The 13,412-nt window shown below is 72.0% G+C and carries 10 protein-coding genes and 1 riboswitch; of the genes, 8 read left to right on the top strand and 2 right to left on the bottom strand.

Features of this window, described 5'->3' with window-relative positions; genetic code table 11:
• Positions 1-207 precede the first annotated feature (207 nt).
• From VT50_RS11260 to VT50_RS11235, 7 genes are all read left to right on the top strand, one after another.
• Complete coding sequence (locus VT50_RS11260; protein ID WP_046084155.1) at positions 208-951, top strand: HAD family hydrolase; 744 nt, start codon at positions 208-210, stop codon at positions 949-951.
• On the top strand, positions 948-3,293 hold the full coding sequence (locus VT50_RS11255) for a glycoside hydrolase family 65 protein (protein WP_046084154.1): 2,346 nt from the start codon (positions 948-950) through the stop codon (positions 3,291-3,293). Before VT50_RS11260 ends, VT50_RS11255 begins: the two co-directional genes overlap by 4 nt.
• Positions 3,294-3,359: 66 nt before the next feature.
• Positions 3,360-4,406 (top strand): PHP domain-containing protein, encoded by a 1,047-nt coding sequence (locus VT50_RS11250; RefSeq protein WP_046084153.1) that lies wholly within the window; start codon positions 3,360-3,362, stop codon positions 4,404-4,406.
• Between the two features lie 73 nt (positions 4,407-4,479).
• Positions 4,480-4,656, top strand: a complete 177-nt coding sequence (locus tag VT50_RS39570; protein ID WP_167396594.1) for a hypothetical protein — start codon at positions 4,480-4,482, stop codon at positions 4,654-4,656.
• A 151-nt stretch (positions 4,657-4,807) separates the two neighbouring features.
• Positions 4,808-6,736 (top strand): NAD-binding protein, encoded by a 1,929-nt coding sequence (locus tag VT50_RS11245; RefSeq protein WP_046084152.1) that lies wholly within the window; start codon positions 4,808-4,810, stop codon positions 6,734-6,736.
• 61 nt (positions 6,737-6,797) lie between these two features.
• A riboswitch (cobalamin riboswitch) is annotated at positions 6,798-6,990 on the top strand.
• Between the two features lie 40 nt (positions 6,991-7,030).
• Positions 7,031-7,414 carry a (2Fe-2S) ferredoxin domain-containing protein gene (locus VT50_RS11240; RefSeq protein ID WP_046084151.1) on the top strand — a complete coding sequence of 128 codons (384 nt, stop codon included), beginning with the start codon at positions 7,031-7,033 and terminating at the stop codon, positions 7,412-7,414.
• A gap of 171 nt (positions 7,415-7,585) precedes the next feature.
• Entirely contained in the window at positions 7,586-9,409 is a 1,824-nt protein-coding gene (locus tag VT50_RS11235) for an FAD-binding dehydrogenase (RefSeq protein ID WP_046084150.1), read from the top strand.
• Here VT50_RS11235 and VT50_RS11230 read toward each other — a convergent pair.
• On the bottom strand, positions 9,319-10,626 hold the full coding sequence (locus tag VT50_RS11230; protein WP_078840533.1) for an MFS transporter: 1,308 nt from the start codon (positions 10,624-10,626) through the stop codon (positions 9,319-9,321). The two genes, VT50_RS11235 and VT50_RS11230, sit on opposite strands and share 91 nt — an antisense overlap.
• A gap of 103 nt (positions 10,627-10,729) precedes the next feature.
• Between VT50_RS11230 and VT50_RS11225 the strand changes: the two genes are divergently transcribed.
• Entirely contained in the window at positions 10,730-11,746 is a 1,017-nt protein-coding gene (locus tag VT50_RS11225; protein ID WP_046084148.1) for an ArsR/SmtB family transcription factor, read from the top strand.
• Positions 11,747-11,788: 42 nt separating this feature from the next.
• Here the strand turns inward: VT50_RS11225 and VT50_RS11220 are convergent, their stop codons facing one another.
• Positions 11,789-13,183, bottom strand: a complete 1,395-nt coding sequence (locus tag VT50_RS11220; protein ID WP_046084147.1) for a cytochrome P450 — start codon at positions 13,181-13,183, stop codon at positions 11,789-11,791.
• Positions 13,184-13,412: the final 229 nt, after the last annotated feature.

The raw sequence follows: 13,412 nt of genomic DNA, 5'->3' as shown, positions 1-13,412 counted from the left end.
TGCCCGAGCGAGCGCCCCCGTGCGCTGAGCGGCCGCGGTCCGCACTGGGCCCGCCCCGCACCGAGGGCGTGCCCGCGCCGCGCCATACGCTCGCCTGCCCCGCGCCGACCTCGCGCGATACGCGCGATACGCGCGCCCCGCTGCGCCGGGCGGGGCAAGGCACGCATTCCCCCGCATACTCTTGCGTTCCCGGGGGAATCGGGGGCCATGACCAAGCTCTGCCTGCCCGATGGCATCCGAGCCTGCCTGTTCGACCTCGACGGTGTGCTGACCCGGACCGCGGTGGTGCACGCGGCGGCGTGGAAGCAGATGTTCGACGAGTATCTGCGACGGCGCGACGGCCCGTCCTTCCGCCCCTTCGACTCGGGCCGCGACTACGACGAGTACGTGGACGGCCGTCCGCGCGCCGACGGGGTGCGCACCTTCCTGGCGTCCCGGGGCATCGAGCTCCCCGACGGCGAGCCGGACGACCCGCCCGACCGGGACACCGTGTACGGCCTGGGCAACCGTAAGAACATCCTCGTCCTCGAGAAGATCCGTAAGGAGGGAGTGGAGGCATACCCGGGCTCGGTGCGCTTCGTGGAGGCCGTGCGTGCCGAGGGCCTGCGGACCGCGGTCGTCTCCTCCAGCGCCAACTGCCGCGATGTGCTGATCGCCGCCGGTATCGAGGACCTTTTCGAGGTGCGGATCGACGGTGTGGTCGCCGCCGAGCGCAAGCTGCCCGGCAAACCGCACCCCGACACCTTCCTGGCGGCCGGACGGGAGCTGGCCGTCGGTCCCGAGGCGGCCGCCGTCTTCGAGGACGCCCTGGCGGGAATGGAGGCCGGGCACTCCGGGCACTTCGGCTGTGTCGTCGGCGTGGACCGAGTGGGCCAGGCCGACGCGCTGCGCGCACACGGGGCCGACATCGTGGTCAAGGATCTCGCCGAGCTGCTGGAGGACGACTCGTGATCACCGATTCCTCGTATGTCGTCGACCCCTGGGCGCTGCGGGAGACCGATCTCAGGCTCGATCTGCTGCCCCAGAGCGAATCGGTCTTCGCGCTCTCCAACGGCCATGTGGGCTGGCGCGCCAACCTCGACGAGGGGGAGCCCCACGGCCTCCCCGGCTCCTATCTCAACGGGGTGTACGAACGGCGTCCCCTGCCCTACGCCGAGGCCGGATACGGCTATCCCGAGGCAGGCCAGACCATGATCAACGTCACCAACGGCAAGGTCATCCGGCTGCTGGTGGACGATGAGCCGTTCGATCTGCGCTACGGGCGGCTGCGCTCCCACGAGCGGGTGCTCGACCTGCGGAGCGGACTGCTCCACCGCACCTGCGAGTGGACCTCCCCCTCCGGCATCAGCGTGCGGGTCCGCTCCACCCGGCTGGTCTCCCTCACCCAGCGGGCCATCGCCGCCGTCGCCTACGAGGTGGAGGCCGTCGACGCCCAGATCCGCGTCGTCGTCCAGTCCGAACTGGTCGCCAACGAGCAACTGCCCGAGCGCGCCGGTGACCCCCGGGTGGCCGAGGCCCTGGAGTCCCCGCTGAAGCCCGAGGAGAACGCCGCCAATGACAAGCGGCTGCGGCTGATCCACTGCACCGACGCCAGCTGTCTGCGGATCGCGGCCGCCGCCGACCACCTGATCACCGGGCCGCCGCCCACCCGCTACACCAGCGAGAGTGCCGACGACGTCGCCCGGCTGACCGTCACCTCGGTGCTGGAGCCCGGCCAGGTGCTGCGGCTGGAGAAGCTGGTGGCCTACGGCTGGTCCGGCGCCCGCTCGCTGCCCGCCGTACGGGACCAGGTGGAGGCCGCGCTGGCCGGGGCCGCCAGCACAGGCTGGCGCGGCCTGGTGGACCAGCAGCGCGCCTGGCTGGAGGACTTCTGGTCGCGCGCCGACGTCGAGGTGGACGGCGATGCCGAGATCCAGCAGGCCGTGCGGTTCGCCCTCTTCCATGTGCTGCAGGCCGGTGCCCGCGCCGAGGAACGGGCCATCCCCGCCAAGGGCCTCACCGGCTCCGGCTACGACGGCCACTCGTTCTGGGACACCGACACCTTCGTCCTGCCCCTGCTCACCCATACCTTCCCCGAGTCCGTGGCCGAGGCGCTGCGCTGGCGCCAGTCCATCCTGCCCGCCGCCCGGGAGCGGGCCCAGCAGCTGGGCCACGAGGGCGCCGCCTTCCCCTGGCGCACCATCGACGGCTCCGAATGCTCCGCCTACTGGCCGGCCGGTACCGCGGCCTTCCACGTCAACGCCGATGTGGCGGACGCGGTGGTGCGCTATGTGGCCGCCACCGGCGACGAGGAGTTCGAGCGCGAGACGGCCGTGGAACTGCTGGTGGAGACCGCCCGGCTGTGGCGCTCCCTCGGCCACCATGACCACCACGGCCGCTTCCACATCGACGGGGTGACCGGCCCGGACGAGTACAGCGCCGTCGCGGACGACAACGTGTACACCAACCTCATGGCCCAGTCGAATCTGCGGGCCGCCGCGGACATCGTCGAACGCCACCCGGAGAAGGGCGCCGAACTGGGCGTCGACGACGAGGAGGCCGCCGCCTGGCGGGACGCCGCCGAGTCCATGACCGTCCCGTACAACAGGACCCTGGGCGTCCATGAGCAGTCCGCGGACTTCACCGGCCACCAGGAGTGGGACTTCCAGGGCACGCGCCCGGACCAGTACCCGCTGATGCTCCACTTCCCGTACTTCGACATGTACCGCAAACAGGTGGTCAAACAGGCCGACCTGGTGCTGGCGATGTATCTGCGCGGTGAGTGCTTCACCGAGGAGGAGAAGGCGCGCAACTTCGACTACTACGAGCGGCTGACGGTCCGGGACTCCTCGCTCTCCGCGTGCGCCCAGGCCGTCATGGCCGCCGAGGTCGGCCATCTGCGGCTCGCCTACGACTACTTGGGCGAGGCGGCCCTGATGGACCTCAAGGACCTGGAGCACAACACCCGCGACGGTCTGCACATCGCCTCGCTCGCGGGCACCTGGATCGCCCTGGTCGCCGGGTTCGGCGGAATGCGGCACCGCGACGGCAGGCTGGAGTTCTCACCCAAGCTGCCCGAGAAGCTGGCCCGGCTCGCCTTCACCATGCAGGTGCTGGGCCGGAGGCTGCACGTGGAGATCACCAACCGCTCCGTCACCTACTCCCTGGCCGAGGGCGCCCCCCTGGAGATCCGGCACTACGGGCGGCCCCTCACCGTCTCCGAGAAGACCCCCCGGACCTGCCACATCGACGAGCTGACGGCCCGTCCCGAACCCCATCAGCCCCCCGGCCGCCGCCCGCACCGCCGCGCCTGAGGCACGAACGCCCTATGCCACGGCTCGTCCCCACCACGCCACGTCCCCCACAGCGAGGAGCGTCCGATGGACCCCCTGGAGGCCCTGGACCGGATCGCGTTCCTCCTGGAGCGCGCCCAGGCCCCGACCTACCGGGTGCGTGCCTTCCGCACGGCCCAGTCGGTGCTCGCCGACCTCGACCCCCGGGAGGTGGAGCGGCGTGCCGCGAACGGCACCCTGCGGTCGCTCAAGGGGCTCGGCCCCAAGACCTCGCAGGTGGTCCAGGAGGCGCTGAAGGACCAGGTGCCCGGGTATCTGGCGAAGCTGGAGGCCGAGCAGGCCGAGGCCGGGCGCGAGCCCGACGAGGACGCGGCGAGGCTGTGCGCCGCGCTGCGCGGGGACTGCCATATGCACTCGGACTGGTCCGACGGCGGTTCCCCGATCGAGCTGATGGCCCGTACGGCGGCGCGGCTGGGCCACAAGTGGGCGGTGCTCACCGACCATTCCCCGCGGCTGACGGTGGCCCGCGGCCTCTCGGTGGACCGGCTGCGCGCCCAGCTGGACGTGGTGGCGGAGCTGCGGGAAAAACTCGCCCCGTTCCAGCTGCTCACCGGGATCGAGGTCGACATCCTCCCCGACGGCTCCCTGGACCAGGAGCCGGCGCTGCTGGACGAGTTGGACCTGGTGGTGGCCTCGGTCCACTCCAAGCTGCGGATGGACGCCCGCTCCATGACCCGCCGGATGGTCGCCGCCGTCAGCGATCCGCTGGTCGATGTGCTGGGCCACTGCACCGGACGGCTGCTCGGCGGCAAGCGCCCCGAGTCGGCCTTCGACCACGAGGAGGTCTTCGGCGCCTGCGCGGAGGCGGGCACCGCCGTGGAGATCAACTGCCGCCCGGAGCGGCTGGATCCGCCGCGCAGGCTGCTGCGGGAGGCCGTACGGGCGGGGACGTTCTTCTCCATCGACACCGACGCCCACGCGCCCGGCCAGCTCGACTGGCAGCCGAACGGCTGTGCCCGGGCCGCTGAGTGCGGGGTCCCGACGGAGCGCGTCATCACCACGTGGACGGCCCGGCAGTTGGTGGACTGGACCCGCACGCGCAGGCCTCCACGCCGTGCGAGCCACGGGAGTTGACGGCGGCCATGCGCGAAATGAGCGGAGCGTCGCCTATTTTTGCCGTAGGCCCTGACAACAGGAGGCGCACACGATGAGTGACACGGCTGGGCCACGCGACCAGGACCGGGGGACGGCGGCCCCGGCGCCCGCCGAGCCCCGGGGCGGGGATCCCGCCTGCTGGCTGGAGAGGGTGTGCGCCGACTGCGGCGCGATCCAGGACACCGCCGACTTCACCAGCTGTGCGCGGTGCGGAGCCCCAAGGGAGTGAGCGGCGGCACGCGCCCTTCGGCGGCGGCGCGGTCAACTCCCTTCGACGGCGGACCGGGTACGGTTTGATCACCACGGAACCAACGGGGGGCTTCGCCGTCGTGTTCTCCACCTCCACATCCGCCCGGCCGTCTCCCTCGGGGACGGTCCACATGGTCGTCTGCGGCGACGATGCGCTCGCCCACCGGCTCGCCGCCGAACTCCACGACGTCTACCGGACACAGGTGACCGTCGTCATTCCCGGCGGTGCTCCGCTGGCGGACCCCGCCGGGCAGCGGATGGCGGGATGGCGGCCGGGAGGCCGTACCTCCGCGCTCTTCGGCAGGTTCAGCGCGGCCGTCGGACGGGTGCCGCTGCCCCGGCAGTCCGCGGACGACCCCGCCGGGGACGGGGGAGTGCGGGTCATGGAGGCGCCGGCACTGGACGAGGAGGTGCTGACCGAGGCGGGCGCGGACCAGGCGACGGCGCTGGCCCTGGTCCATGACGACGACGAGACCAACATCCACGCCGCACTGCGGGCCCGCCGCCTCAACCCCCGGCTGCGACTGGTGATCCGGCTCTACAACCGCAAGCTGGGCCAGCACCTGGAGGAACTGCTCGACGAGGCGGCGCGGGTCGCCGATCCCGGCATGGACCCGGCGGAGCTGGACGCCACCACCACCGTACTGTCGGACGCCGACACCGCGGCCCCCGCGCTCGCCGCCACTGCCGTGGCGGGCACCAGCAAAGTGCTCCAGGCCGACGGGCTGCTGCTGCGCGCGGCCGAACGCACCCCGCCCGGCACGGACGAGGTCGCCCGCCCGGGGCTGTGCACCCTCGCCCTGCTCTCGTCCACCACCAGCGACCCCGGCGGCAGCGAGGGCTCCGACAGCAGCGGGGACGAAGGGCCCAGGCTGCTTCCCGGAGACGAGGAGGTGGCCGCCGCCACCGGACGTGACACGGTGGTGCTCGAGACGGTCTCGGCCATCGGCCCACCGCTGCCGCCCCAGCGGCTCGGCCGCCGCAGACTGCCGCTCGCCTCGCTGTTGTCCCGCCGACTGCGCTGGTCCGTCGCCGGAATGGCGATCGCCGTGCTCATCCTCAGCATCATCTCCTGGCGGCTCACCGGAGACGGACTCCTCCACGGGGCCTACCTCACGGTGCTGGACGTCCTGGCGATCGACGACCCGGCGCTCGACGAGCCGACCGGACGCAAGGTCCTCCAACTGCTGTCCGGGCTGACGGGATTGCTCCTGCTGCCCGTCCTGGTGGCCGCCGCGCTGGAAGCGCTGGGCACCTTCCGCACCGCGTCCGCGCTGCGCCGCCCGCCGCGCGGCCTGTCCGGCCATGTCGTGCTGCTCGGACTCGGCAAGGTCGGCACCCGGGTCCTGGCCAAACTCCGGGAGATGGACATCCCCGTGGTGTGCGTGGAAGAGGATCCCGGGGCGCGCGGCATTCCGCTGGCCCGCAGGCTGGGGGTGCCGATGGTCCTCGGCGATGTCACCCAGGAGGGCGTCCTGGAGGCCGCCAAGATCCAGCGGGCCCACGCCCTGCTCGCACTGACCAGCGTCGACACCACCAACCTGGAGGCGACGCTGTACGCCCGCTCGGTCAAGCCCCGGCTGCGGGTGGCCCTGCGCCTGTATGACGACCGCTTCGCCACCGCCGTCTACCGCACGCTGCGCGCGGCCCATCCGCGGGCCCTCACCCGCAGCCGCAGCGTCTCCAGCCTGGCGGCTCCGGCGTTCGCCGGGGCGATGATGGGGCGTCAGATCCTCGGTGCCATACCGGTCGAGCGCAGGGTGCTGCTCTTCGCCGCCCTGAACGTCGCCGGGCATCCGCAGCTGGAGGGGCGTACCGTCGCCGAGGCGTTCGTACCGGGTGCCTGGCGGGTGATCGCGCTGGACGCGGCCGAGCCCGCGGACCGGCAACGCGACCTCGGGGCGGCGCACCCTTATGACGGTGTCATCCAGCAGGAGCCCGCCCTGGTGTGGGATCTGCACCCCGGTTATGCCCTGCGGCCCCAGGACCGCGTGGTGCTGGCGGCCACCCGCCAGGGTCTGGGCGAGATCCTGGCGGGGGCGTCGGTCCGCCGGAACTGACGCCGGGCCGCCCATCGCCCCGCCGGGGCCGGGACCGGGACCAGGACCGCATGGTGCGGCGGTGTCCGGGATGCGATGATGCCGGGCGACAAGGGCGACGGCGGAACGAGGAAGCCGGTGTGAATCCGGCGCGGTACCGCCACTGTGATCGGCGAGCGGATCCCGAACGGGCCACTGTCCGCGTACGCGGGTGGGAAGGCCGGGACGAGCATCGACCCGGGAGCCAGGAGACTCACGCGGTCGCCTCCTCGAGCGACACCGGGGCGGACTTCCCCGGAGGAGAGGTGATGCGGCGTGGCCGCGAGGCCGTCCGACCCACTGCCGTGCCGGGTGACCGTGTGCCGGGACTGCTGCTGCGGCAGTCCCAAGGTGACCGGCGTCGACCACGCCGCACAGCTCGCGCGGCTCGCCGAGGAGGCGCCGGTACGCGTCTCCGAGTGTCTGGACGTCTGCGATCAGGCCAATGTGATCGTGGTGCAGCCGTCCGCCGCCGGACGGGCCGCCGGGGGCAGGCCGGTATGGCTCGGCCTGGTCAACGACCCGGAGGCGGCGGAGGACATCGTGGCCTGGGTCCGGGCGGGCGGCCCCGGGGTGGCACCGCTGCCGGACATCCTCGATCTATACGCGTTCTCGCCGCGTGGGAGCACCTTGGCCGAGCCGACGCCAGGTGGTCCCTGAGCGCCCGAAGTCCCTTACCGCGTACGGGGGTTGCTCTTGCGAGCAGACCTCTGGCGGCCTCGCACCCTGTGGGCTACCGTCGGTAACGTTGCCGGCCGGTAACACGATTCCGTCGCGGCGACCCCCTCCGTATCTCCCGCACCCTCCGAACCCTTTTCCGGAAGGCAGCCCATGGAGAACTCCACAGAGAATTCCGCGTCGCCCGCCGGGATCGGCGGGAGCAGCGCGATCAGCCGCCGTCGCGCCCTGACCGCGGCGGGCGGTGTGCTCGCCGGTGCCGCGCTCGCCCAGATGGCCGTTCCGGCCTTCGCCGCCTCCGGGGCGTCCTCGGAGGTGGACGCCATCGTGGTCGGCCACGGGCTCGCCGGGCTGGTGGCCACGGCGGAACTGACGGCCGCGGGGCGCAAGGTGGTCCTCCTCGACCAGGAGCCCGAGAGCAACCTCGGCGGCCAGGCGTTCTGGTCCTTCGGCGGCCTGTTCTTCGTCGACTCCGAGGAGCAGCGGCTGATGGGGATCAAGGACTCCCCCGAACTCGCCTGGCAGGACTGGCTCGGCACGGCCGGCTTCGACCGCGGTGTCAGCGATCCCGGTGGCCAGGACCACTGGGCCCACAAGTGGGCCGAGGCGTATGTGGACTTCGCCGCCGGGGAGAAGCGGTCCTGGCTGCACGGGCTCGGTGTGCGGTGGTTCCCGATCGTCGGCTGGGCCGAGCGCGGCGGCGGCCTCGCGGACGGCCACGGCAACTCGGTGCCGCGCTTCCACGTCACCTGGGGCACCGGTCCGGCCGTGGTCGAGCCGTTCGAGAAGAAGGTGCGGGCCGCCGCGGAGGACGGCCGGGTGACCTTCAAGTTCCGCCACCGGGTGGACGAGCTGATCGTCACCGATGGCGCGGTCACCGGGGTGAGCGGTTCGATCCTGGAGCCGAGCGACGCCGCCCGCGGCAAGCAGACCTCGCGCACCGTGGTGGGCGACTTCGAGCTCAGCGCCCCGGTGGTGATCGTCACCTCCGGCGGTATCGGCGCCAACCACGACCTCGTACGCCGGAACTGGCCCGACCGGCTGGGCTCACCGCCGAAGTCCATGGTCACCGGCGTTCCTGCGTATGTGGACGGCCGTATGCTGGCGATCACCGAGAAGGCGGGCGGGCGGATCGTCAACCCGGACCGGATGTGGCACTACACCGAGGGCCTGAGAAACTACGACCCGATCTGGCCGGGGCATGGCATCCGCATTCTGCCCGGCCCCTCGTCGATGTGGTTCGACGCGAAGGGCAGGCGCTTCTCCAGCCCCGACATCCCGGGCTACGACACTCTGCACACCCTCGGGTCGATCACCGCCAGCGGCCATGACTACTCATGGTTCGTCACCACCCAGAAGATCATCGCCAAGGAGTTCGCACTCTCGGGCTCGGAGCAGAACCCGGACCTGACCAACAAGGACATCCTGCAGCTCCTCTCCCGCATCTGGCAGACCCCCGAGCCGATCCAGCGGTTCCGGGACAAGGGCGAGGACTTCGTGGTCGCCGACAACCTGCCCCAACTCGTCGCGGGCATGAACAAGTTGACCGGCGACAACCTGATCGACCCGGCGGACCTCACCCGGCAGATCGAGGCACGCGACCGCGAGATCGCGAACCCTTACACCAAGGACGTCCAGGTCATGGGCATCCGCAACGCGCTCGCCTACCCCGGGGACACCCTCAGCCGCACCGCCTCCGCGCACCGGATCCTGGACCCGGGCGCCGGGCCCCTGATCGCCGTGCGCCTCAACATCCTCACCCGCAAGACCCTCGGCGGCCTCCAGACCGACCTCTCCGGCCGCGTGCTGGACGCCTCGGGCCACCCGATCAGCGGTCTGTACGCGGCCGGAGAGGTGGCGGGCTTCGGCGGTGGGGGAGTGCACGGCTACCGCTCGTTGGAGGGTACCTTCCTCGGCGGCTGCCTCTTCTCGGGCCGCGCCGCGGGCCGCGCGGCGGCGTCCGCGACCGCCACCTGACCCCCTCGGCGGCCCGACGGAGGCGTCTGTGGAGCATCCGCGCCTCGCACACCCCGAGGTGGGCGCGGGACCGGCGGATGGCGGGCCAGGGCGAGCGCGGCGAGAACTGCGACGAGTGCGCACACGCCCCACCATCCGGCCCGGTCCCAGGCGCGTACCCCGAGCCAGGAACCCGCACTGCCGCCCAGATAGGCACAGGTCATATAGGCGGTGTTGAGCCTGGCGCGGGCGTCCGGTCGCAGGGCGTACACACGGGCCTGGTTGGCCACCATGCCGGACTGCATCGCCACGTCCAGCAGCAGTGTGCCGACCGTCAGGGCGGCCAGGCCCGCAGTGCCGCCCAGCGCACCCAGGGCGAGGATCGCGGCCGAGAGGAGCACCCCGAGTAGGCAGCTGAGGTTCACCGGGTCGGGCCCCCGGCGGTCCACCAGGCGCCCGGCGAGCGGAGTGCACAGCATGGTCGCCCCGCCGACCAGGGCGAGCATGCCGACGGCCTGGGCACCGAGCCCGTAGCCGGGACCGGTGAGGAGGAGCGCCAGACAGGTCCAGACGGCCGAGAATCCGGCGAAGACGGTCGCCTGGTACCAGCAGGAGCGGCGCAACTCCGGCTCGGTGCGCAGCAGGCGCAGCGGTTCGGCCAGGAGCGCGGGGTAGGACTGCCGCGAGGCCGGGGCCGTGGCGGGGACCGCGAACGCCAGGACGGTGGCGAGCAGCAGGGCCAGCACCGCGGCCACCAGATACGGGGCCCGCCAGCCCAGCCACTCGCCGAGGGTGCCGCTGAAGGTGCGGGCCAACAGCATGCCACCGGTCGATCCGCTGAGCAGGGTGCCGATCACCGCTCCCCGCCGGTCGGCGGCCACGAGACCGGCCGCCAGCGGGCCGACGATCTGCGCCGCCACGGTGGTCAGACCGACGAGAGCGCTGGCGGCGACGAGGGGCGCAAGAGCCGGTGCGCACCCCGCCGCGAACAGCGCCAGACCGGTCAGGCCGAGCAGGAGGACGAGGAACGTACGGTGCGGGATCCGGTCGCCGAGCGGCACCAGCAGGACGATTCCTGCCGTGTAGCCGACCTGGGTGGCGGTCACCACCATGGCGGCCGAGTCGCCCGACACCCGCAATCCGTCGGCCACCAGCGGACCGATGGCCTGCGGGAAGTAGATATTGCCCACCGCCACCGCGCAGGTGACGGCGAGGAGCAGGACCATGCGGCGGCTCATCCGACCGTGGTCCGTGTCCGCGTGGAGCGTCTGACGGAATGTGTCATGGGCCGAAGTCCATGGCACCGCGGCCCGGCTGCCAATCGATGTAGCGTATGGCTTAATGATCAGCTTTGTGCTCGATGTCGAGGACCTGGCAGACACGCAGTTCGCCGTATCGCCCTTGAACGAGACGGTGTTCAGCCTGCGGGTGCTGCACGATCCGGGCCTGTCCGCGGTGCACCTGCCATGGCGCAGAGCCGTGCTCGGCAGACTCGGCGGCCCGGACACCGGCCTGAACGCCAGCCCGGACACCGGTCTGGACACCGGCCTGCTGATGTCCTTGGTGGCGCGGCGACGCACCCTTCCGGACTTTCTGACCCCACGGCCCGCGAGCTTCGCCCCGGCCTTCGAGGACGAACTCGACGCCGTCCGTCAGACCCCTCCCGACCTGGTCCGCCGCGATCTGGTGGCCACGCACGCGCCGGACCCGCTGCCCCCGGCGCTGCGCGCCGCCACCGCCACCGACGATGCGTCCGTCGCCGGGCTCCGCGACACCATCTGTGCCCTCCTGCACCAGTACTGGGAGATCGCCGTCAAGCCGATGTGGCCGCGGATGCGACTCGTCGTGGAGGCGGACATGACCTACCGCGCGCGCCGACTGGCCATGGGAGGCGCCCGCTCGCTCTTCGCCGATATGCACCCCCATCTGCGCTGGCACAACGGGGTGCTGTACATCGACAAGATGATCAGCAGGCACCGTGTCATGGCGTCCGGCCGAGGGCTGCTCCTCCTGCCCTCCGTCTTCGCGCACAAGCCCGCGCCCCCGTTGAGCCCCGAGGAACCCCCGTCGCTGGTCTACCCCAGCCGTGGCGTGGCGACGCTCTGGGCCCCGGCGCCCCCTCACGGCGCGCCCGCCCTCGTACCGCTCATCGGCGCGCCCCGGGCGAGGCTCCTCGGCCTCCTTCAGGAGCCCCTGCCCACGGTTGAGCTCGCCCGCCGCCTCAGGGTGACTCCGAGCGCCGTGTCCCAGCACCTTCGCGTCCTGTACGCCACCGGTCTGGTCACCCGGGCGCGCCACGGACGGCAGGTGCTGTACCGGCGAAGTCCCCTGGGCGACCAGCTCGCGGCCACGGACTGACCGCGCGAACGGCGGCCACGGACCAACCGAGCGAATGACGGCCTATGCGGACGGGTCCCGGTGTACGGGGCACCTCGGCTCCTCGCTCAACGGCGCGCGGTCCAGGGGCCGTTCGCGGGCCACGGCGACGGCGCGCCGTCCCGGGACCAGGGTGACGTGCCACATGCGCTGGGCCTCCGGTGCGGGGTCGGCGGCGGTCAGCTCCACCCTCCGCAGCACCTCCCGCATGATCACCTTCATCTCCATCATGGCGAGTTGCGCGCCGACGCAGTAGCGCCGGCCGCCGCCGAACGGCAGGAACGACTTCTGTGCCGCTTGGGCGCCCTCGCCGAGGAACCGCTCCGGCCGGAACTCCTCGGGATCCGGATACGCCTCGCTGTCCTGGTGGATGAGCGAGAACATCGGGATGGCCACCCACCCGGCCGGGATCTCGTATCCGCCGAGCCGCAGCGGCCTGTCCAGCAGACGCCCCGAGCCGGTGATCACCGGGCGCAGCCGCAGCACCTCCTTGACGACCGCTTCGAGGTAGCTGTCGTCCTCGCCCCGCTCCAACTCCCCGCACAGCCGCCGCAGTACCTCCGGGGAGCGCATCAGCCGTTCGAAGGCCCAGGAGAGGCCGGTCGCCGTGGTCTCGAGCCCGGCCTCCAGCAGGGTGAGCAGCTCATCGCGGATCTCCTGGTCGCTCATCGGGCGTCCCTGGTCGTCCCGCGCCCGCAACAGCCGCCCCAGCACATCGGTGGCGCCGTCGTCCTCCTCGTCCCTGCGCCGGGCGATCTCGGCGAAGAGGATCTCGTCCACCGCCGCGCTGACCTCCATGGTGCGGGTCGTCGGCAGGACGGGTATGCGCATCGCCAGCGGCGACTTCTCCGCCCAGGCCCGCAGCCGCGCGGGCATCAGGAACAGCAGCGGGGAGCCGCTGGCCTTGGACAGGGTGAGGAGTAACGCCCGCAGCCGGGCCAGCTGGGTGACGTCGCGGATCCCGAAGACCAGCCGCAGGGTGATCTCCAGCGTGATGGCCTGCATGCGCTCCTGGAGCGCGAACGGCCTGCCGAGCGGCCACGTCCGGATGTCCTCAGCGGCGATTTCGGCGATGAGGTCCGGATAGCCCGCGATGGACCGGCCGTGCAGGGCCGGGCTGAGCAGCTTGCGGTGCCGCCACCATGGCTCGCCGTCGTTCGTGAACAGCGAATAGTCGCCGAGCCAGGGCACATAGCCCGCGCGCAGCGCCCCGGCCCGGTTGCCGTCACCGTCCGTGCCGTAGATCTGCGCGGCGAGTTCCGCGGTGGACACCACCACCTGGGGCGGGAAGCCGATCAGCCGCATGCGGAACACCGGGCCGTAGCGCCGCCGAAGTGACGCGAAGTAGTGGACCGGGTCACGCATGCGCATGGTCTGCAGAAGGGCGGGCTGCCGGGAGCCGGGAGGCAGGAGGGACATCGGATATCTCCAGTTCTCCAGTGTGTCCGCTCAGTTCTCCGGCGTCTATGAGGTGGTGGCCACCAGTGGGCCACAACTGGCCATTGTGGGCCACAACTGGCCACTCTGCGGCCCACCAGGGAATTCGCCATCGGCGGGGGAGAACAAAGGGCGTGGGGGGCGGGAAACGGGGCGGAGCAATGACAAGGATCTCAGGGTTACCAGCTCACTACTACCCCCCGGCGAACGC

The sequence above is a fragment of the Streptomyces antioxidans genome (genome assembly GCF_000968685.2).
In the GTDB taxonomy this organism is placed as follows: domain Bacteria; phylum Actinomycetota; class Actinomycetes; order Streptomycetales; family Streptomycetaceae; genus Streptomyces; species Streptomyces antioxidans.
The sequence above is the reverse complement of the archived record's forward strand: the minus strand, read 5'-3'. Positions and strand labels throughout refer to the sequence as shown.